The sequence below is a fragment of the Variovorax sp. PDC80 genome (genome assembly GCF_900115375.1).
Classification (GTDB): domain Bacteria; phylum Pseudomonadota; class Gammaproteobacteria; order Burkholderiales; family Burkholderiaceae_C; genus Variovorax.
On the sequence record NZ_FOWG01000014.1, the window covers coordinates 180,632 to 199,554 of the forward strand.

At 70.8% G+C, this 18,923-nt stretch carries 21 protein-coding genes; 4 read left to right on the plus strand and 17 right to left on the minus strand.

Annotated elements, in window-relative coordinates:
• Positions 1-2 precede the first annotated feature (2 nt).
• The 5 genes from BM109_RS32985 to BM109_RS33005 form a co-directional block, all read right to left on the minus strand.
• Positions 3-299 (minus strand): hypothetical protein, encoded by a 297-nt coding sequence (locus BM109_RS32985; protein WP_093352560.1) that lies wholly within the window; start codon positions 297-299, stop codon positions 3-5.
• Positions 286-564, minus strand: a complete 279-nt coding sequence (locus BM109_RS32990) for a hypothetical protein (RefSeq protein WP_093352562.1) — start codon at positions 562-564, stop codon at positions 286-288. The genes BM109_RS32985 and BM109_RS32990 overlap by 14 nt, the downstream gene beginning before the upstream one ends.
• Positions 564-3,047, minus strand: coding sequence for a TonB-dependent siderophore receptor (locus BM109_RS32995; protein WP_093352565.1), 2,484 nt, complete (start codon positions 3,045-3,047; stop codon positions 564-566). Before BM109_RS32995 ends, BM109_RS32990 begins: the two co-directional genes overlap by 1 nt.
• Positions 3,048-3,243: 196 nt before the next feature.
• Positions 3,244-4,233 carry a FecR domain-containing protein gene (locus BM109_RS33000; protein ID WP_256222922.1) on the minus strand — a complete coding sequence of 330 codons (990 nt, stop codon included), beginning with the start codon at positions 4,231-4,233 and terminating at the stop codon, positions 3,244-3,246.
• A complete protein-coding gene (locus BM109_RS33005) occupies positions 4,226-4,735 on the minus strand; it encodes a sigma-70 family RNA polymerase sigma factor (protein WP_093352567.1) in 510 nt (169 codons plus the stop codon). The genes BM109_RS33000 and BM109_RS33005 overlap by 8 nt, the downstream gene beginning before the upstream one ends.
• Before the next feature lie 162 nt (positions 4,736-4,897).
• Between BM109_RS33005 and BM109_RS33010 the strand changes: the two genes are divergently transcribed.
• Positions 4,898-5,278, plus strand: coding sequence for a RidA family protein (locus BM109_RS33010; protein ID WP_093352571.1), 381 nt, complete (start codon positions 4,898-4,900; stop codon positions 5,276-5,278).
• Positions 5,279-5,303: 25 nt separating this feature from the next.
• Here the strand turns inward: BM109_RS33010 and BM109_RS33015 are convergent, their stop codons facing one another.
• A complete protein-coding gene (locus BM109_RS33015) occupies positions 5,304-6,443 on the minus strand; it encodes an FAD-dependent oxidoreductase (RefSeq protein ID WP_177239524.1) in 1,140 nt (379 codons plus the stop codon).
• A gap of 71 nt (positions 6,444-6,514) precedes the next feature.
• Between BM109_RS33015 and BM109_RS33020 the strand changes: the two genes are divergently transcribed.
• Positions 6,515-6,958, plus strand: coding sequence for a MarR family winged helix-turn-helix transcriptional regulator (locus BM109_RS33020; RefSeq protein ID WP_256222923.1), 444 nt, complete (start codon positions 6,515-6,517; stop codon positions 6,956-6,958).
• 85 nt (positions 6,959-7,043) lie between these two features.
• Here the strand turns inward: BM109_RS33020 and BM109_RS33025 are convergent, their stop codons facing one another.
• The 6 genes from BM109_RS33025 to BM109_RS33050 form a co-directional block, all read right to left on the minus strand.
• Positions 7,044-7,400 (minus strand): hypothetical protein, encoded by a 357-nt coding sequence (locus BM109_RS33025; RefSeq protein WP_093352576.1) that lies wholly within the window; start codon positions 7,398-7,400, stop codon positions 7,044-7,046.
• Positions 7,401-7,580: 180 nt separating this feature from the next.
• Positions 7,581-8,000, minus strand: a complete 420-nt coding sequence (locus BM109_RS33030) for a hypothetical protein (RefSeq protein ID WP_143129304.1) — start codon at positions 7,998-8,000, stop codon at positions 7,581-7,583.
• Positions 8,001-8,102: 102 nt separating this feature from the next.
• On the minus strand, positions 8,103-9,095 hold the full coding sequence (locus BM109_RS33035) for a sulfonate ABC transporter substrate-binding protein (protein WP_256222924.1): 993 nt from the start codon (positions 9,093-9,095) through the stop codon (positions 8,103-8,105).
• Positions 9,096-9,190: 95 nt separating this feature from the next.
• Entirely contained in the window at positions 9,191-10,066 is an 876-nt protein-coding gene (locus tag BM109_RS33040; protein ID WP_093352694.1) for a class I SAM-dependent methyltransferase, read from the minus strand.
• Between the two features lie 31 nt (positions 10,067-10,097).
• Positions 10,098-11,207: an LLM class flavin-dependent oxidoreductase gene (locus BM109_RS33045; protein WP_093352581.1), complete on the minus strand. Its 1,110-nt coding sequence runs from the start codon at positions 11,205-11,207 to the stop codon at positions 10,098-10,100.
• Positions 11,208-11,222: 15 nt separating this feature from the next.
• Positions 11,223-12,296, minus strand: a complete 1,074-nt coding sequence (locus BM109_RS33050; protein WP_093352584.1) for an LLM class flavin-dependent oxidoreductase — start codon at positions 12,294-12,296, stop codon at positions 11,223-11,225.
• A gap of 131 nt (positions 12,297-12,427) precedes the next feature.
• Between BM109_RS33050 and BM109_RS33055 the strand changes: the two genes are divergently transcribed.
• Complete coding sequence (locus BM109_RS33055) at positions 12,428-12,772, plus strand: DUF3088 domain-containing protein (RefSeq protein WP_057591200.1); 345 nt, start codon at positions 12,428-12,430, stop codon at positions 12,770-12,772.
• Positions 12,773-12,796: 24 nt separating this feature from the next.
• Here BM109_RS33055 and msuE read toward each other — a convergent pair whose 3' ends face one another.
• Positions 12,797-13,393, minus strand: a complete 597-nt coding sequence (gene msuE / locus BM109_RS33060) for an FMN reductase (RefSeq protein WP_093352586.1) — start codon at positions 13,391-13,393, stop codon at positions 12,797-12,799.
• Positions 13,394-13,666: 273 nt separating this feature from the next.
• Between msuE and BM109_RS33065 the strand changes: the two genes are divergently transcribed.
• The gene (locus BM109_RS33065) at positions 13,667-14,908 is read left to right on the plus strand and encodes an acyl-CoA dehydrogenase family protein (protein WP_093352590.1); all 1,242 of its coding nucleotides are present in this window, start codon (positions 13,667-13,669) and stop codon (positions 14,906-14,908) included.
• Between the two features lie 27 nt (positions 14,909-14,935).
• Here the strand turns inward: BM109_RS33065 and BM109_RS33070 are convergent, their stop codons facing one another.
• The 4 genes from BM109_RS33070 to BM109_RS33085 all read right to left on the minus strand — a co-directional run bounded on the left by BM109_RS33070 (position 14,936) and on the right by BM109_RS33085 (position 18,884).
• Positions 14,936-16,159: an acyl-CoA dehydrogenase family protein gene (locus BM109_RS33070; RefSeq protein ID WP_256222926.1), complete on the minus strand. Its 1,224-nt coding sequence runs from the start codon at positions 16,157-16,159 to the stop codon at positions 14,936-14,938.
• Positions 16,160-16,319: 160 nt separating this feature from the next.
• Entirely contained in the window at positions 16,320-16,976 is a 657-nt protein-coding gene (locus tag BM109_RS33075; RefSeq protein WP_093352592.1) for a methionine ABC transporter permease, read from the minus strand.
• Positions 16,957-18,069, minus strand: a complete 1,113-nt coding sequence (locus BM109_RS33080) for a methionine ABC transporter ATP-binding protein (RefSeq protein ID WP_093352700.1) — start codon at positions 18,067-18,069, stop codon at positions 16,957-16,959. Before BM109_RS33080 ends, BM109_RS33075 begins: the two co-directional genes overlap by 20 nt.
• On the minus strand, positions 18,066-18,884 hold the full coding sequence (locus BM109_RS33085) for a MetQ/NlpA family ABC transporter substrate-binding protein (protein WP_093352595.1): 819 nt from the start codon (positions 18,882-18,884) through the stop codon (positions 18,066-18,068). The genes BM109_RS33080 and BM109_RS33085 overlap by 4 nt, the downstream gene beginning before the upstream one ends.
• Positions 18,885-18,923: the final 39 nt, after the last annotated feature.

The window sequence follows — 18,923 nt, forward strand, 5'->3', positions numbered from 1 at the left end:
GCTCAGCCCGAGAGATGGCGCACGGCGAACAGCATCGCGCCCGCCACGGCGGTGGCGCCACCCAGCCAGGCCCAGGCACGCAGGGCCGAGCGGAACATGAACGCCGCCGAGCAGATGCCCAGCCACAGCGGCGGCACGATCCACATGTTGAACTGGTACTTGTTGAGCGGCGCCATGCCGCCCGGCCCGAGCCAGGCGAACAGGCCCGACAGCGCGATCGCGAGCGCGAAGCCGGGCAGCGCGCCCGCGAACGCGAGCCCGCACCAGGTCGCGCCGCTCCGGTCCTCAGCGCGCGCCACGGCGGTCCTCGCTCGGCGAGCGCCGCAGCGCGGTGGCGTACGGCAGCGCGATCCACGCGCACATCACGAGCGTGAGCGCGCTGAAGAGGCCGGCCGCCGGCTGCAGCGCGCGGCAGAACAGCCACGCACCGAGCGCGACCAGCACGCCACCGATGCCGCGCCACGCGCGCGGCTTCGACACGGCGCCGCCAAGCCGCTGATGCGGCGCGGCCCGGTACACGCACAGCGCGCCGAGCAGCGTGCAAATACCCGCGAGCGCCGCCATCACCAGGCGTACGAGAGCGTGGCGGTGGCGGTGCGGCGCGCGCCGTAGTTGCAGGGCGAGCCGGCCAGCATCAGGCAGTGCGAGACATAGCGCCGGTCCGACACGTTGGCCACCGTCAGCCGCAGCCGCGCGCCCTTCCAGGCATCGCCGAGCAGGCCGAGGTCGTAGGAGGCGCCGAGGTCCCACAGGAACAGCGCGGGCACGCGCAGGTAGGGGTCGTAGGTGCCGGCGGTGTCGTAGGCCGACATGTAGCGCGCGCCGATGCCGGCCTGCAGGCCGGGCACGCTCTCGAAGCGGTAATCGAGCCAGGCCGAGGCCTGGTGCCGCGGCGTGCGCAGCGTGGGGCGGCCGAGCTGGTTGCGGTCGTTGCTGCTGCGCACTTCGGAGTCGGTGTACGAGTAGGCCGCGATCATGCTGAGCCGCTTCGTGAGCTCGGCCTTGGCCTCGAGCTCGAGGCCGCGCAGGCGCTGGCGGCCCGACTGCACCGAGCGCTGCGAGTCCATCGGGTCGGGCGTGAGGCTGTTCTCGAGGTCGTTCTGGTAGAGCGACGCGGTCATGAAGCCCCAGCCGCCGGTCGGCTCGTACTTCAGGCCGAGCTCGAACTGCCGGCCCTTCTGCGCGCGGAACGGCTGGTTGTAGCGGTCCACGCCGGTGACCGGCAGGAACGAGGTGGAATAGCTCGCATAGGGCGCGACGCCGTTGTCGAACACGTAGCCCAGGCCGATGCGGCCGGTGGTGGCCGAGTCCTCGGTCGGCACCACCGGTCGCGCGGCCAGCATGCGGTTGGTGGTGTCTATGGACGAGCGGTCGTGGCGCAGGCCCAGCGTGGCGATGGCGCGGCCCCAGCGGATCTGGTCCTGCAGGTACAGCCCGGTCTGGCGCACCGCCTGGAAGGTCGAGTTGGTGTAGCTGGTCGGCCGCGTGACCGGCAGGCCATAGACCGGGTTCAGCACGTCGAGCGGCGGCACGCCGATGGCGCTGTTGGCGAAGTTGAAGGACAGCTTGCCGCGCAGGTGGTCGACGCCGGCCAGCAGCGTGTGCGCGAGCGGGCCGGTGCGCAGGCGCGCCTCGAGCTGGGTGTCGACGGAGAGCGAGCGGATGTCGTCGTCGGAGATCGCCGAGACGCGGTTGAGCGTGTGGCCGTCGGGCCGGTAGGCATTGAAGGGATGCACGCGCACCAGGAACATGTCCTGCGCGGCATGGCCGTAGCGCAGGTTCTGGCGCACCGAGACCGTGTCGTTGAAGCGGTGCTCGAAGCTGTAGCCCAGTGACTTGTAGCTGCGGTTGAAGCTGTCGGTCGACGGCTCGCCCAGGTACAGGCTGCGCGGGATGTAGCCGAACAGAGGGCTCGGCACATGCGAGCCCACCACCGGGTAGAAGCGCGGGCTCATGCGCGGATCGTCCTTCTGGTAGTGAGCCTGCACGGTGAGCGAGGTGTCGGCCGACGGTCGCCACGTGAGGCTGGGCGCGATCATGGTCTGGCGGTCGCGCTCCAGGTCGACCTGCGTGTGCGCATCGCGCCGCAGCGCGATCAGCCGGTAGAGGAATTTGCCGTCCTCGTCGAGCGGACCCGTGAGGTCGGTGGCGAGCTCGGCGCCGCCGAAGTGGGTGGCCGACAGCCGCACCTCGCGCTGCGCGACCGCCTGCGGCCGCTTCGTCACCTGGTTCACCAGGCCACCGGGAATGGCCTTGCCGTAGAGCACCGAGGCCGGCCCCTTGACCACTTCGACACGCTCGAGCGCATAGCCCGGAATGCGCGGCACCGCATAGCTGGCCGGATCGCCGGGCAGCGGCAGGCCGTCGAGCCACTGGGTGCCGAAGGTGTTGAAGCCGCGGATGTAGTTCCAGTCGTAGCGCACGTCGAAGCCGTTGGGCTCGGCCAGCACGCCGGCCGTGTAGCGCAGCGCCTCGGCCACGGTGCGCGCGCCCTGGTCGTCCATCTGCGTGCGCGTCACCACGTTCACGAGCTGCGGCGTCTCCAGCAGCGAGGCATCGGTCTTGGTGCCGCTGGCGCTGCGCTTCGCGACATAGCCGACCACCGGGCCGGTGGCGGTCTCGGGTGGCGCGCTGTCGTGCACGCGCACCTCGGGCAGCATGCCGTGGCCGGCCTGCACCTCGCCCGCGTCGGTCGGCGCTGGCGGCGGGGGTGCCACATCGAGCGTGAAGCTGCCATTGGCCTGGCGCACGGCCTGCAGGCCATGGCCACGCAGCAGCTCGGTGAAGCCTTCGCGCACCGTGAAGCTGCCCGCCAGGCCGGCGCTGCTGCGGCCACGCAGCAGGCTGGCATCGACCGACAGCTCGACGCCCGCGGCGCTCGCGAAACTGCCGAGCGCGCGATCGAGCGGGCCGGCGGGAATGTTGAAGCCGCGCCTGGCATCGGCCGCGGCCTGGCCCGCGGGCTGGGCCTGCGCGAGGCCGACGGTCGTCGCGCCGAGCGCGAGCCCCATCCAGAGCGCGGCCGCGAGGCGGCTCGGCGCGGTCATCGGGACGGCGCGCCTCGGACTGCGTGGAGGGAGGGGGCGCTGCGGGAGGCGTTTCGCCATGACGGGGGTCCTTTCAGTTCGGAAGATGTCTGGTGCTCCCATGTCTTCCGGACGAGAAAGGCGGAACCTCAAGCGGCAACGCAAAAAAAACGAAAAAAGTTTCAGCCGCCGTTCGCAGGCACCGGCGTCGGCCCGCCTACCGGGCCCGCACGGTGACCCAGTAGCGCGTGCGGTAGGCCGCCGACACCGGCAGCGCGAGCGCGAGGTTCTCGAGCGCGCGGTCGGTGTCGCGCAGCGAGAACACGCCGGTCACGCGCAGCTCGGCCACCTCGGGATCGCAGCGCAGCACGCCGGGCCGGTAGCGCGCCAGCTCGGCGACGAAATCGGCGACGCGCATGTCCTCGGCCACCAGCACGCCGCGGGTCCAGGCGGCCGCGCTGTCGGCCACGGCATCGGGCGCCTGCGCACGGTCGGCGAAGAACACGGTGCCCTGCCCCGCGCCCACGCGCACCACGGCCTCGGGCGCTCGCGCCGGCCGCACCGCCACCGCGCCCTCGAACACGGCCACGCGCGAGGCCTCGGCCTCCTGCCGCACGATGAAGCGCGTGCCCAGCGCCTCCACGCTGCCCTGCCGGCTGTGGACGCGGAACGGGCGGTGCGCGCTGGCGGGATCGGGGGCGGTGGTCACCAGGATCTCGCCGGCGCGCAGCACCAGTCGGCGTTCGTGCGCGTCGAAGCGCAGGTCGATGGCGGTGGCCGTGCCCAGCACCACGCGCGTGCCGTCGGGCAGCGCGATCTCGCGGATCTCGCCGGTGCGCGTGCTGTGGTCGGACGCGGCGAGCTGCCAGGCCTCGGTGCCGCGCAGGGCCGCGGCGATGCCACCGACGGCGGCCGTCAGCCCCAGCAATTGCAGCGCGCGGCGCCGGCCCGTGCGCACCGGCTCGCGCAGCGCGTGGCGCGCGGCTTCGCGCGGCAGGGCATGGAGCTTGTCCTCGAAGGACTGCAGCCGGTTCCAGGCGCGTTCATGGTCGGGATGCTGGGCGCGCCAGCGTTCGCAGGCCGCACGGTCCTGGTCGCTGGCCTCGCCCGACCAGAGCCGCGCCATCCATTCGGCCGCGCGCCGCACCACGGCGGGATCGAGCGGACCCGGCAGCGCGGGGCTCGGGTTCATGCGCACGTCAGCCATGCATCACCCGGTAGCAGGCCTGCAGGCCGGCCGCGACGTACTTCTCGACCGAGGAGACGCTGACATTCAGCCGCTGCGCGATCTCGCGGTAGCTCAGCCCCTCGAGCCTGCACAGCAGCAAGGCCGTGCGCGCCTTGGCCGGCAGGCCGTGCAGGATGGTGTCGACCTCGACCAGCGCCTCGACCGCGAGCGCGCGCTCCTCCTCCGAGGGCGCCAGCGCCGCGGGCATGCAGGCGATGGCCTCGAGGTAGGCGGCCTCGATCTGCCGGCGCCGGTACAGGTCGATCACCAGGCCATTGGCGATCTGCGTCAGGTGGCGGCGCGACTCCTCGGGCTGCGGCACGCGGCCGGTCGAGAGGATGCGCAGGTAGGTGTCGTGCGCGATGTCGGCCGCATCGAAGGCATTGCCCAAGCGCTTGCGCAGCCAGCCGCGCAGCCAACCATGGTGGTCGCTGTACAGGACTTCGACGGGCTGAGCGGATGCGGCTTCGGTGAACGCCAAGAGGACCTCTGGCCGGTGCCCCGGGGAACGGGGGCATCGGATTAATAAGAATGGTTCTCATTTTAGAGGATGACGAGCCCGGCGGAAAACGGGCCTGGCCCCCGGCCGGTAGAGTCGAGCCGCCGTCCCCGGCCCCCACCCACCAATTTCGCAAAGGCCCCCATGACCAGAAAGCTCATCAGCTCCGGCTCCACCTTCGAACAACAGATCGGCTACTCGCGCGCCGTCGTCGCGGGCGACTGGGTGTTCGTCTCGGGCACCACGGGCTTCGACTACCGCACCATGACCATCTCGGACGACGTGGTCGAACAGGCGGAGCAATGCCTGAAGAACATCGAGGCGGCGCTGCAGGAGGCCGGCGCCAACCTGCGCGACGTGGTGCGCGTGACCTACGTACTGCCCGACGGCGCCGAGTTCGAGGCCTGCTGGCCGGTGCTGCGCAAGTACTTCGGCGAGGTGCGCCCCGCGGCGATGATGATCTCGGCGGGGCTGGCCGATCCGCGCATGAAGATCGAGATCGAGGTGACGGCGCTGCGCACCTGAGGCGCGCTTGCGCGCGGGGTCTCTCTCACTCCCCCGCGCGCCTTTGGTCCATGTGCGCCAGCAGGCTCTGTGCGCCCTCGGCGGAGAACCACTGCGCGAAGGCCTCGCGGGTTTCGCTCGCGATCCTGTTGCTTCGCTCCAGCATGGCGAGTTCGTACGCTGCGGTCGCTTGGCGCCAATCGGCGGCGCCGATCAGCGACTCGGCCAGTTCCGCGGCGTCGAGCATCGCGAGGTTCACGCCCTCCCCCATCGGCGGCATCACGTGCGCCGCATCGCCGAGCAGCGTGAGCCCGGGCTTGTGCGTCCAGCGGAAGTCGACCGGCAGCGCGACGATCGGACGGATGGCGGCGATCCGGTCGGCCTTGTCGATGAGATCGAGCAAGGCAGGCGACCATCCTTCGAAGCGCGTGCGCAGCTCGGCCAGGGTGATGCCGGCAAGCGCCTTGTCCGGACGATCGGTGTCCGACTCACGACTGCGGAAGGCGGCGTAGACGCGGATCGCACCACCGCCATTGCGCTGCGCGAAGAGGCCCGCGCCGTCGTGCAGCGAGAACACGGATCCACGCCCGACCCGCTCGCTCAGCGCCGCATGTCGCTCGTCCACCTGGGAGAACCACAGCTCCACGAAGGTGACGCCCGTGTAGGTGGGCTGCTGCTCGGCCAGCGCCGAGCGCACCCGCGACCAGGCGCCATCGGCACCGATCACGAGGTCGAAGGGACCCGCGACCTCGTCGCGCAGCCGCAGGAAATGGGCGCCGCTGTCATCGCTCAGCACTGCGTCGACGGGTTCGCCCCATCGCACCACGCCCTCGCCCAGCGGCCGCAACAGCAATTGGCGCAGCAGCACGCGATCGATCTCGGGTCGGTCTCCGGTGCCCTCCTCGGGAATCTCCTCGCGCAGCACCGCGCCGGTCGCGTGGTCGAGCACCCGCTGCCCCTGGTCCTCATGGCGCGCCACCGCAAGGAAATCCTCGAGCAGGCCGGCCTTGGCCAAGGCCAGTTGCCCGCCGTCGGGATGAAGATCGAGCGTGCCGCCCTGGTCGCGCGCATCGAACGCCGCATCCCCTTCGAAGACCGTGACCGGCCACCCCGCGCGATGCAGCAGGTTTGCTGCGCAAAGCCCGCCCGGGCCGGCACCGACGATGGCAATGCGTGGCGCTTTCATGGGATCGATTTCGTTGATAACATAGCCTCCTATGTTAAAGAGATAGGATGCTATGTCAAGAGGTGCCATCGATGACTGAAGCGTGGCAACCGCGGGCCATGCCGACGCTGGCGCTCAGTCGAGTCGCGCGGATGATCCATCGCCTGGTCGAGCTGCGGCTGTCGCCGCTCGGCATCAAGACGGCGCAGTTGCCGGTGCTCGTCGCCTTGAAGGACGGCGCGAAGCTCACGCAGAAGGAACTGGCCGTGAGCGCCGGCGTCGAGCAGCCGACCATGGCGCAGTTGCTGGCGCGCATGGAGCGCGACGGGTTGATACGGCGAGAGCCTTCGCCCGACAACTGGCGCAGCAGCCTCGTCATGCTGACCGCCCATGCCGAGGCACTGCTCGAACCGGGTCGGGAGGTCTTGCGCTCGATCGACGAAGAGGTGTGCGCCGGCCTCGGCGCGGAGGATCGGGAGACGTTTCTGCGGCTGCTCTACAAGATTGCCGAAGGGGCCGGAGAGGCTGACCGCTGAGCCGCAGCGATCGCCTCAACCTGCATCTGACGCGCGCGTCAAGCCGACCGAGGACGACGGCGAGCCGCGAGTCGCAACGACCTGTTCACAGGCCCCCGACGATCAACGGAGCCAAGATCATCATGGCAAGCGCGCACACAAGGTTGACGATCTGCAGCAGGTGAATGGCACCGCCCTCGAACCTGAAGATCGAATACAGCGCCAAGGCCGACGGAATGAACAGCGCCGCGTAGAAAACAAACTGGAACTTCGCGCCAGTGAACCCCAGGACGTTCATGCAGATCGCCACGATGAACCAGCACGTGAGCGCCACGCCGTGCAGCGAAACCAACAGCCGCGTACCGGGCGAGTAGTGCTCCGCCGCTCGAAAATAGATCACGCTCACCAGGAAGGTCGCCAGAGGCGGGCCAACGATGAAGATGAGGATCGGTAGCGCTTCCATGGGCTGTGGCGGGTGAGGAGCGTCGATGTCGTCGGCAGCAGACGGCCAATCTATGCCCCGCCGCGCCCTCCCTCGGAATGAAACCCACGCGGTACTGCAAGGCGATACGTCAGGTGCCGTGCCCTGCGCCGGTGACATGCGCGAGGAAGTCACCGGCACCCACAACGGCCACGGGCCAGATCAGGAATCGCTCATCCGCGATGGAGGCGTCTTCCGCCGCCAGGGAAGTCCGGCCGCGACCCCGAATCCAAGTGACAGCACGAGGTGCATGGCCAGGATGGTCAACGCCGCATCGAGGACAAGCCGCCGGGACAGGGCCGTCAATGCGACAAGAAAGAGCAGCGAGATCGGAACCGAGATCGCCATCAGCCCCGGAACGGTTCCCCAACCCCGGCGTGCCATCGCGAACAGCACGGGTACGCCGATGAGCGCCATGCCGACTAGAACACCGTAGCTCAGCAGGACCCAGAGGGTCGAGAACTCCGCCAGCAGCGCGCTCCAGTATCTTTCTCGGGGAATGCTCGAAACCAGCAGGACGGCCGCGAGCACGGCCAATGCGATCGGGTCCCAAAGCGCGCCAGCCAACCAGCCTGCTTCCATCCGCACCTCCATGTGTCACGACGAGCGCTCGCGATGCGCATCGGGAACGACATGGTACGCACGTCATGCGTGCGGCGGGCCCCTGCGAATCCGCAGGCCCCGTCAGAACACCCCAGGCGCCCGCCAGACGATCTCCCGCACATGGATCCGCCGCGGAATGATCCCCAGCGCCAGGAAGGCATCGGCCAGTTGCTGCTGTTGCGCGATGTGCGCCTCGGTCACGGGCCCGAGCGAGAACTCCGCGCGCGCGAAAGCGGCCGACCAGGGCTTGACGTCGATGCCCGTGGCCTCGGCCGCGATGGCGGCCAGTTCGTCGCGGTGCTGGCCCGACCAGACGGTGAGCAGGCGCAGTTCGTCGAGCACGGCCGCCAGCACCGCGGGATGGCGCGTGGCGAAGTCGCGGCCGGCCATGTAGTACGAGGCGCTGGTGAGCCGCTTGTCGGTGGTGTCGGCGACGACGCGGGCGCCATAGCGCTCCTCGGCGATCGCGTAGTAGGGATCCCAGACCACCCAGGCGTCGATGTTGCCGCCATTGAAGGCGGCGGTGGCATCGGCCGGCGACAGGTAGGTGGGCTGGATGTCCTGGAAGCCCAGGCCCGCGGTGGCCAGCGCCTTGATCGTCACGTTCTGCGCGCTCGAGCCCTTGCCGAAGGCGACCTTCTTGCCCTTCAAGTCCGCCAGCGTACGGATCGGCGAGTTCTTCGGCACCAGCACCGCATGCTGCGCCGAGGGCGTGGCGGCCGCATAGACGAGGTCGGAGCCGCCGGCCTGCGCGAACACCGGCGGCGTGTCGCCGACCGAGCCCAGGTCGATGACGCCCGCGCCCAGCGCCTCGAGCATCGGCGGGCCGAACTGGAACTCGACCCACTTGACGCTGCCTACGCCCAGCGCTTTGAGGCGCTTCTCCACCACCTGCTGCTTGCGCGCCAGCACCAGCACCAGCACGGCCGAGCCCTTCTGGAAGCCGATCTTCACCTCCTTGGGCAAGGCGGTCTGCGCCCAGGATCTGGCGGGCAGCGAAAGCGCGGCGGCCAGCGCCAGCAGCGTGGGCACGACCTGGCGGCGGCGCAGGGAGAAATCGGATCCGGAAGACAAGAGCACACCTCGAAGCAAGTCGGTAGAGGCCGCGATGCTGAACCGCGGCCCGCCGCTTGTCGAATGCGCTGCGCGCGCTTGCTTATGCGCTTTTCCTATGTGCGCGCCGGCCCGCGCCGCGGCCTCACGAAGCGCAGCGTCATGCGGTCCGATTCGCCGATGGCGAGGTACTTCGCGCGATCGACGTCGCCCCCGCGCAGGGTCGGCGGCAACGCCCAGACGCCGTTCGCATGGTCGTGCGTGTCGCGCGGATTGGCGTTGATCTCGCTCTCGCCGTCGAACACGAAGCCGGCCGCGCGGGCGCGCGCGATCACGAAGTCCTGCGCCACGTAGCCGCTGTCGATGGTCCGTGCCAACGACGTGCCGGGCAGCGCGCGGTGCTCCTCCACGCCGAGCACGCCACCGGGCTTGAGCACGTCGAAGAAGGCGCGCAAGGTCTCGTCGAAATGGCCGTCGGCGATCCAGTTGTGGATGTTGCGGAAGGTCAGCACCGCGTCGGCACCACCGGGCGGATGGATGTCGGTGAAGCGGTCGGTAGGCAAAGTGCCGAGCACCACGCGGCCGTAGTGGGCGGGATCGTCCGCGAGCTTCTTCGCGAAGGCCGCGCGGGCACGTTGCTGCTCGGGCGTGCCGTCGGCCGGCGCATGGGCCGCGTAGAGGCGGCCGCGGGCTTTCAGGAAGGGCGCGAGGATCTCGGTGTACCAGCCGCCGCCCGGTGCGATCTCGACCACCGACCAGTCGGGCCGCAGGCCGAAGAAGGACAGCGTCTCGAGCGGATGCCGCGCACCATCGCGCGCGCGGTTGGCCGCGCTGCGCTGCGGGCCGTCGATCGCCGACTGCAGCGCAGCGAGCGCGGGATCGGCGGCGCCCACGGCAGCGGGCGCGACGGCGGCCGAGGCCAGGCCCAGCAGCAGCGCGCGGCGCCGGTCCGAGTGACGGCCGGGAATGGCGACAAGGGATGCGATGGACATGGGACGCTTCTCTTTCTCGAAATGGACGCTCTCAGGCCAGGGCGGCGTCCGCGCGTGCTTCGAGCGATCGCGCGGCCGCGCCGGCCACGCGCGGCAGCACATGATCGGCGAAGCGTCGCATCTCCGCTTCGAAGGGCTGGAACTGCAGCATGAACAGCTCGATGCCGGCCGCATGGAAGGCCTCGATGCGGCGCGCCACGCTGTCGTAGCTGCCCACGAGCTCGGCCGCGGTGCCGCCGTTCGAGCCCACGCGCGGCGACTTCTGCGCGGTCTGGAACATCACGGCCTTGGGATCGATGTTGGGTTTGTTGGCCGCGCGCAGCGGCGCGTCGAGCGCCGCGAGCGCGAGCAGGCGCGCATGCTCGGCGCGCGCCTCCTCGTCGGTCTCGCGCGCGACCACGAAGGCCGAGAGTCCGAACTGCAGCGGCGCCCAGCCGGCCGGGCGCTCGCGGCGCCGCAGGTCGGCGATCAGCGCCTGCACGTCGGCCAGCGGCTGGCCGTTGATGAACCAGGTGTCGCCGCGATCGGCCACCAGCGCGCGCGCCGGCTCCGACTCGCCGCCCACGTAGATGCGTGGCCTCGCGCGGTGCAGGCCCGCCGGGCTCAGCCGGTAGTCGTCGAGCTTGAAGTGCTCGCCCGCGAAGCGCGTGCGCTCGCCGCGCAACAGCGACTCCACCACCTCGATCCATTCGCGGCCATAGGCATAGCGCGCATCGTGCTCGGCGAAGGGAATGCCGGCGCGCTCGAGCTCGGGCCGGTTCCAGGCATTGACGAGGTTGATCGCGAAGCGCCCGCCGCTGATCTCCTCGATGCCCAGCGCCATCTTCGCGAGCACCGCGGGGTGATAGAGGTAAGGCTTGATGGCCGCGATGATCTCGATGCGCGAGGTCAGCGCGGCCAGCGCCGCGGCCGCCGTCCAGGCCTCGAGCTGCGCGCTCTCGCCATCGTGCGGATTGACCGTGTGCTGCGCCACCAGCACCGAGTCGAAACCGAGCCGCTCGGCCTCGAGCACCAGCGCGCGGTTGCGCCGCCAGGAGGCGTCGTAGGGTTCGTCGGGATCCTGCAGCGCGGCACGGCTGCCGTGCACCAGCGCCCAGATGCCGAAGCGCGGGCCGGGCCCGCTGGAAGAAGTAGAGGTCATGGCGATGAGGAAGGGTTATGCGGCGGCATCGCGCAGCAGCGGCAGCAGTTGCTCGCCCTGCCGGCGGATCTCGTGGAGGTAGGGCGTGTCGGACAGCACGAAGTGCGTGATGCCCAGCGCCTGGTACTTGCGCAGCGAGCGCGCGACGTCCTGCGCCGAGCCCACGAGCCAGGTGGTGGCGGCACCGCCGCCGCCGTACTTGCCGGGCGTGGTGTAGAGGTTGTCGTCGAGCACCTCGCCGCGCTCGTGCAGCTGCAGCAGCCGGCGCTGGCCCACGGCCTGCGCGCGATCGGGCTCGCCGGGCGCCGCGCCGCGCGCCATCTGCGCCACCTTGGCCTCGGCATCGGCCCAGGCCTCCTCGGTGGTGTCGCGCACCAGCGTCGTGACCCGCAGGCCGAAGCGCAGCGGCGGAAGATCGCGGTCGAGGCTGCGGCTCAACGCCTTCAGCCGCTCGATGCGTTCCTGGATGCCGTCGCGCGGCTCGCCCCAGAACAACTGCACGTCGGCCTCGGTCGCCGACACCCGCTCGGCCGCCTCGGAGGCGCCGCCGAAATAGATCGTCGGATGGCGCCGCGAGCCACGCACCTCGATGCGCGGCTGCACGGTGGCGTTCTCCACGCCGAAGTGCTCGCCGCGGTACGTCACGCCCTCCTCGGTCCAGAGCCGGCGCACCAGGTGGATGAACTCGCGCGTGCGCGCATAGCGCTGCTCGGGGTCGCCCTCGCTGTCGTCATAGGCCGCAAGCTGGTCCTTGCCCGAGACGATGTTGATGCGCACCCGGCCGCCGCTCAGATGGTCGAGCGTGGCCGCGGCCGATGCGAACTGGGCGGGCCGCCAGTAGCCGGGGCGGATCGCGATCAGCGGCTCGAAGGTGGTGGTGCGTGCGGCCAGCGCGGTCGCCACCGTGAAGGTGTCGGGCCGGCCCCAGCCGGCGCCGAGCAGCGCGCCCTTCCAGCCGTGCGCCTCGAGCGCCAGGGCATGGCGGGTCAGCGTGTCGAGGCTGTTGTGGCCCTCGACGGCGGCATCGCCGCGATGGCCGGCCACGACCTGGTTGGGGACGTACCAGAGGAATTCGGTGGATTCGCTCATCGCCGTGCCTCCACCACCGCAACGCAAGCGCGCGATGCGGATATGCACATGTGCTTTTCTTCGTTCGCCCGCGAGCGGCTTCGCTCCATTGTTGGGTTCTTCATTTCACCGACTTCCAAAGGATTTCTCGCATGAGCCGCGACCGACTCTTCCTGCTCGAGGCAGGCTTCACCGACGACAAGCACCCGGGCGACGCCTTCGTCTGCCCCGACGGCCTGCCCATCGAGGGGCTGCTGGCCTCGGCGCCCGAACAGGCCGCGCGCCTCGAGGTGCACCGGCTGCCGTTCCCGCGCCCGCGCGCGGCCGTGGTGGCGGTGCTCGACGAGGCGCACCAGAGCCTGCCGGTGCTGGTGTTCGGCGACGAGCCGCCGGCACCGGCCGACGCGCAGTCGCTCGGCGCCTTGCGCTTCGTGACCGACACGCGCCGCATCCTCGCGCTGCTGGCCGAGCGCCACGGCTTTCCGAAGGTGCATTGACCCCCGACCGGGCGCGGCCCGGCTTCAGGCCACCGCGTGCAGCTGCGGCCGCGGCGCGGCGGCGCGCTCGGCCTGCGGCTGCAATTGCCGCAGCACCGGCAGCGCGCGCGAGACCGCCAGCGCGATGCGCGCGCGCAGCAGTTCGCTGCGCACCTGGTAGTTCTCGAAATCGCGGTCGGTGGCGTAGACGCCGATCGGCAACGTGTGCGACTGGAAGAAGCTGAACAGCGGCCGCAGTTGGTGATCGATCACCAGCGCATGGCGCTCGCTGCCGCCGGTCGCGGCCAGCAGCACCGGCTTGTCGATCAGCGCATCGTGGTGCACGAAGTCGAGGAAGTGCTTGAACAGGCCGCTGTAGGCGCCGCGGAACACGGGGCTGGCGGCGATCACCAGGTCGGCCGACTCGAGGGCCACGAGGGCTTCCTCGACCGCGGCCGGCAGTTGCGGGCGGTAGAGCACCGCGCCGAACTGCGGCACCAGGTTGCCGATCTCGATCACGCGGCTCTCGACCGGGATCGCCTGGGCGATGCCTTCGATCAGCTCCTCGACCAGCACCAGGGTGCGCGAGGGGCGTTGCAGGCCGCCGGACAGGGCGACGATCTTGAGGGGGGTTTGGGGCATGGGATGGATGGCGCGGCCGGCGGGCTGCGCGTGTGCAGACTAGGGCTGCGGCCATTCTGCGCGCCGTGCGCGGCGCGTGAACCTCGACTTTCGCATGTGCTTCTGCGAACTTCGTCTATGCGCCGTACGGGGTGCGCCGCGCGCATGGCAGGCATGCGCGGCGGCCATGGGAAGGGCCGCATATGGATGTGCGCAATCGTTCGTTCCGCGCGGCCGATGCGCGTCCCAGAATCGCGCCGGCCTTCCCCCTCCCCCTCTTCTCTCTTCCCCCGCATGACGCTCCCCACCTCCGCCATCGACCATCCCTGGGGCGCACCGCCCAGCGCGCGCTACGACGAACTCGCGCAGCCGTTCCGCGCCGTGTTCGCGCGCATCCGCGAGGGCGCGGTGGCGCGCGATCTCGCGCACCAGCTGCCGCACGAGGAGATCGGCTGGCTGCGCGAAGCCGGCTTCGCGCGGCTGCGCCTGCCGGTCGAACGCGGCGGCGCCGACGCCAGCCTGGTCGAGCTGTTCGCGCTGCTGACCGAGCTCGGCGCGGCCGACACCAACGTGGTCAACGCCCTGCGCGCGCACTTCGGCTTCACCGAGGACGTGCTGCTCGCGCCCGAGTCGCCGTGGCGCACGCACTGGCTCGAGCGGCTCGCCGCGGGCGAGCTCGTGGGCTCGGGCTTCTCGGAGACCGGCGACGCCAAGGTCGGCGCCTTCTCGACCCGGCTGCGCGCCACGCCGCGCGGGCTGCGGCTCGACGGGCGCAAGTTCTACACCACCGGTTCGCTGTTCGCCGACTGGATCAACGCCGTGGCCGACGACGACGAAGGCCAGCCCACGATGATCTCGGTGCCGCGCCAGGCCGCGGGCGTGCAGGTGCTGGACGACTGGGACGGCTTCGGCCAGGCGCTCACCGCGAGCGGCACCGCCACCTTCGAGGACGTGGCGATCGATCCGCTGTGGGTCAACCCGAGCAAGCTGCGCTTTCCCTACGCCTCGCCCTACTTCCAGACCGTGCACCTGGCCTCGCTGGCCGGCATCGCGCGCGCCTCGAGTGACGACCTCGCGCAGCGCGTGCGCGAGCGCGACCGCAGCTACAGCCACGGCAATGCCGCGCGCGTGTCCGACGATCCGCAGATCCTGCAGGTGGTGGGCCGCGGCCGCAGCGCGGCCTATGGCGCGAGCGCGATCGTGCTGCAGGCGGCCGGCGCGCTGCAGCGCGCGCACGATGCGCACCTCGACGGCGCGCTGCCCGACGAGGCGCGCGCCGCCGCCGCGGCCGCCGCGCACGTGGAGGTGGACCAGGCGGTCTCGGTCGTCACGCGGCTGGTGCTCGACGCGAGCACCGAGCTGTTCGACGCGCTCGGCGCCTCGGCCACGCTGCGCACCCACGGGCTGGACCGCTACTGGCGCAACGCGCGCACCATCTCCTCGCACAACCCGCGCGTCTACCGCGAGCGCCAGGTCGGCGCCTTCGCGGTCAACGGCACGCCGCCGCCGACCTTCTACCGCGTCGGCAAGAGCTGAACGCGGCGGGCAGCCCGCCGCCCGGCTTCAACCATAGCCATAGGGATTGGGCACGTCCCCCGCGAGCAGCCAGGCGCCGATGCCCTGGTGCCGGTAGTCGAGCGGGTCGTGCAGCGTGTGCACGCGCACGTTGCGCCAGTAGCGGTCGAGGTTGTGCTTCGAGGCGGTGCCGCGCGCGCCCACCAGCTCGAAGATCTGCGAGGTGACGTGCAGCGCCGTGCGCGCGGCCTGCGTGCGCGCGGCGGCCACGTCGATCGCGAGCGCCCCGCGGCTGTCGGCCGTGAGCGCGAAGCCTTGCTCCCAGGCCTGCTGGAAGCGCTCGTTGGTCTGGTTCGACAGCGCCGTGGCGGCCTGCAGCGCGGACCACATCTCGCCCGCGCGCAGCTGCAGCAGCCGGTCGTCCTCGGCGCGCTCCACGCCGGCCATGGGCCAGGGCTGGGTGTGGGCGCGCAGGTGCTCGATGGCGGCGCGCAACGCGCCGAAGGCATTGCCGAGGTAGATCTCGGTCAGCACGATCTGGCCGATCAGGTTGCGCAGGGTGGCGCGCGGGCTCGAGGCCACGCCGGGTGGGCCGAGGATCTCGTCGTGCGCGATGCGCACGCGCCGGAACTCGACGTTGCCGCTGTCGGTCTGTCGCTGGCCCATGTTGTCCCAGTCGCCGAGCACCGTGATGCCCGCGCGCGAGGTCGGCACCACGGCGAACAGCCGGTCGGTCGGCTCGGGGCCGAGCACCACCGAGACATTGAGCACGTCGGAGTCCGGGGCGCCCGAGCAGAAGCCCTTCACGCCGTCGATCTCGATGCCGTCGTCGGTGCGCGCCGCCTGCAGCCGGGTGTCGCGCGCATTCACCGCATTGCCCCAGAACCAGCGCTTCTCCACCGCCTCGCCGAGGAAGCGCGCCTGCTGCGCCTCGGAACCGAACAGCAGCACGCTCGCCACCTGCAGGTGCTGGAAGCCGAACAGGTGCGCGAGCGAACTGTCGGCCTGCGCGAGCCGGCGCAGGATGCGGAAGATCAGCGGCCAGGCCGCCTGCTGGCCGCCATGGGCCGCGGGGATCGCGAGCGTGAGCAGGCCGCTGCGGCGCAGCAGCGCGCGTTCGGCCAGCGCCGTGCCGCCCGCGCGGTCGCGCTCGGCGGCGCTGGCGGCCAGGGTGTTCGCGAGCGCGAGCACCGGCTCGGTGAAGATGCCGAAATCCTCGGCGAAGGGATCGGCCGCCGATGGCGTGCCCTGGGGAGCAGAAGAGGAGGACACGGGATGGCGGCCTGCGGTGGAGAAGAGGAAGCGGAAAGCGGGGGCGGGCCGGAACGCGGGATCGGAGAACGGCGACGCCTGCCGCGGCGGCTGCACGCATGATGCCGAGCCGGGCCCCGTTCGCTTAGAACATTCCGGAGCATGGATATGCGCCGCGCGTTCAGCGCCGATGGTCGACGCGCCGCGCCAGCCACTCGCCGACGAACTGGATCACCGACACCAGCGCGATCAGGATCACGATCACCTCGAACATCACGCGCGTCTCGTAGCGCTCGTAACCGTAGCGGATCGCCAGGTCGCCGAGGCCGCCCGCGCCCACCGCGCCCGCCATGGCCGAGGCATTGACCATCGCGATCACGCTGACCGTCATGCCGCCGATGATCCCGGGCAGCGCCTCGGGCAGCAGCACGTGGCGCACGATGTGCCAGCGCCGGCAGCCCATGGCCCTCGCGGCCTCGACCAGGCCGGCGTCGACGTCGTTGAGGCTGACCTGCGCGATGCGCGCATAGAACGGGATCAGGTTGGCCGCCAGCGGCACCACCGCGGCCCAAGTGCCGAGCGTGGTGCCGACCAGGAAGCGCGTGACCGGCAGCAGCGCGATCAGCAGGATGATGAACGGGATCGCGCGACAGACGTTCACCGCGATCGACAGCGCCCGGTGGAAGCGCGGCCGCGGATAGAGGTTGCGCGGCGCCGTCACCGTGAGCACCACCGCGAGCACCAGCCCCAGCGCGATCGCGATGAAGGCCGAGATGCCCACCATCAGCAGCGTCTGGAAGAAGGCCTGGACGTACTTGTCAATCTGCGGCGTGGACATAGCCCAGGACCTCGATGCGGTCGGCCGCGAGCGCCTGGCGCGCGGCATCGATGTCGAAAGAAGGGTCCGCGCCCACCGGCACGGCCACCAGCAGCCGGCCCTGCGCATGGCCGCGGATGCGGTCGAGCCCACCGTGCAGCCAGGTCGCGCCCGGGCCGAGCGCGGCCAGTGCCTCGAAGGGCAGGCCCCGCGGCCGCGCGGCGCCGTCGAAGCCCAGGCTCAGCACCCGCAGGGCCGACCGGCCCGGGATGCCTCCGAGGCCTTCGACGTCGGGCACCAGCGCCGCCGCGAGGTCGCCCGGCAGGTCGTGCAGCAGCGGTTGCAGCAGCGCGCGCGTGGCCTCGGCCCGCGGCTTGCCGAACACGCGCCACACTTCGCCGAGCTCGACGAGGCGGCCGCGGTCGAGCACCAGCACGCGGTCGCAGACCTCGCGGATCACCGCCATGTCGTGCGTGATCAGCACCACCGTGAGGCCGAAGCGCCGGTTGATGTCGCGCAGCAGCGCGAGGATCGATTGCGTGGTCTCGGGATCGAGCGCCGAGGTCGCCTCGTCGCACAGCAGGATCTGCGGCCGGTGCACCAGCGCGCGCGCGATGCCCACGCGCTGCTTCTGCCCGCCCGAGAGCTGCGCCGGCCAGGCATCGGCCTTGTCGGCCAGGCCCACGAGCTCGAGCAGCTCGTCCACGCGCTCGCGGACGCGCCTCGGTTCCACGCCCGCCACCTTGAGCGGCAGCGCGACGTTGTCGCGCACGGTCTTGGCCGACAGCAGGTTGAAGTGCTGGAAGATCATGCCGATGCGCCGGCGCAGCGCGACCAGGCCGTCCTCGTCGAGGCCGCCCACGTCCACGCCGTCGACACGCACCGTGCCGCCGCTCGCGGCCTCGAGCGCATTGATGGTGCGCAGCAGCGTGGACTTGCCCGCGCCGCTGCGCCCGATGATGCCGAAGACCTCGCCGCGCTCGACGGCGAACGAGACCGCCTCGAGCGCCGCCACCGTGCCGGCCGCGCCCGCGTAACTCTTGGAGACCTGCTCGAAGACGATGTGGGCCGGCGCCGGCGCCGGCGCCGATGCCGGCGTTGCCGCGGCGCTCAGAACACGGGCAGTACCGAACCCTGGTACCGCGTCTGGATGAACTGGCGCACTTCCTCCGACTGGTAGGCCTGGACCAGCGGCTTGACCCAGGCCGCGTTCTTGTCCTTCTCGCGCACCACGATGATGTTGACGTAGGGGTTGTTCTCCTTCTTCTCGACCGCGAGGCCGTCGCGCGTGGCGATCAGGCCGGCCTGGTAGGCGAAGGTGTTGACGATGGCCGAGGCGTCCACGTCCTCGAGCGAGCGCGCGAGCACCACCGAGGCGGCCTCCACCAGCTGCACCTTTTTCCTGTAGCCGGTGATGTCGGCCAGCGTGGCGGTGCCCTTGAAGGGATCGAAGCCCTCGCGCAGGGTGAGCACGCCCTGGTCGCGCAGCACCACCAGCGCGCGCGTCTGGTTGCTCGGGTCGTCGGGGATGCCGAGCTTGGCGCCGTCGGGCAGGTCCTTGAAGGCCTTGTGCTTCTTCGAATAGAAGGCGATCGGCGAGATGTAGGTGTTGCCCACGCTGACCAGCTTGTAGCCGCGCTGCTTGACCTGGTCGTTGAGGAAGGGGATGTGCTGGAACGAGTTGGCCTCGAGGTCGCCGTTGTTGAGCGCCTCGTTGGGGCTGGCCGAGCCGGTGATGACCACGGGTTTGACCTCGAGGCCGTTGCGCCTGGCGACCTTGGTGACCACTTCCCAGATCTCCTCGTCGACACCGCCGCGCACGCCCACGCGCAGGGTCGGCGATTGGGCAAGGGCCACGGTCTGCGACCAGAGCGCGGTCGAGGCGAGAACGAGTGCGCCGAGGGCGCGAAGAACACTGCGTGTGTGCATGGCTTTCTCTTTTCGGTTGCCGGTTTTTTGCTGCGGCCG

Bases quoted from the DNA above. Each gene is read 5' to 3' on its own strand.
- BM109_RS33085 (WP_093352595.1), bottom strand. From the start codon at position 18,884: ATGCACACACGCAGTGTTCTTCGCGCCCTCGGCGCACTCGTTCTCGCC.
- BM109_RS33055 (WP_057591200.1), top strand. From the start codon at position 12,428: ATGAGCCGCGACCGACTCTTCCTGCTCGAGGCAGGCTTCACCGACGAC.
- BM109_RS33045 (WP_093352581.1), bottom strand. From the start codon at position 11,207: ATGACCTCTACTTCTTCCAGCGGGCCCGGCCCGCGCTTCGGCATCTGG.
- BM109_RS33025 (WP_093352576.1), bottom strand. From the start codon at position 7,400: ATGGAAGCGCTACCGATCCTCATCTTCATCGTTGGCCCGCCTCTGGCG.
- BM109_RS33000 (WP_256222922.1), bottom strand. From the start codon at position 4,233: ATGGCTGACGTGCGCATGAACCCGAGCCCCGCGCTGCCGGGTCCGCTC.
- BM109_RS33010 (WP_093352571.1), top strand. From the start codon at position 4,898: ATGACCAGAAAGCTCATCAGCTCCGGCTCCACCTTCGAACAACAGATC.
- BM109_RS32990 (WP_093352562.1), bottom strand. From the start codon at position 564: ATGGCGGCGCTCGCGGGTATTTGCACGCTGCTCGGCGCGCTGTGCGTG.
- BM109_RS33050 (WP_093352584.1), bottom strand. From the start codon at position 12,296: ATGAGCGAATCCACCGAATTCCTCTGGTACGTCCCCAACCAGGTCGTG.
- BM109_RS33075 (WP_093352592.1), bottom strand. From the start codon at position 16,976: ATGTCCACGCCGCAGATTGACAAGTACGTCCAGGCCTTCTTCCAGACG.
- BM109_RS33030 (WP_143129304.1), bottom strand. From the start codon at position 8,000: ATGGAAGCAGGCTGGTTGGCTGGCGCGCTTTGGGACCCGATCGCATTG.
- BM109_RS33040 (WP_093352694.1), bottom strand. From the start codon at position 10,066: ATGTCCATCGCATCCCTTGTCGCCATTCCCGGCCGTCACTCGGACCGG.
- msuE (WP_093352586.1), bottom strand. From the start codon at position 13,393: ATGCCCCAAACCCCCCTCAAGATCGTCGCCCTGTCCGGCGGCCTGCAA.
- BM109_RS33065 (WP_093352590.1), top strand. From the start codon at position 13,667: ATGACGCTCCCCACCTCCGCCATCGACCATCCCTGGGGCGCACCGCCC.
- BM109_RS32995 (WP_093352565.1), bottom strand. From the start codon at position 3,047: ATGACCGCGCCGAGCCGCCTCGCGGCCGCGCTCTGGATGGGGCTCGCG.
- BM109_RS33020 (WP_256222923.1), top strand. From the start codon at position 6,515: ATGACTGAAGCGTGGCAACCGCGGGCCATGCCGACGCTGGCGCTCAGT.
- BM109_RS33015 (WP_177239524.1), bottom strand. From the start codon at position 6,443: ATGAAAGCGCCACGCATTGCCATCGTCGGTGCCGGCCCGGGCGGGCTT.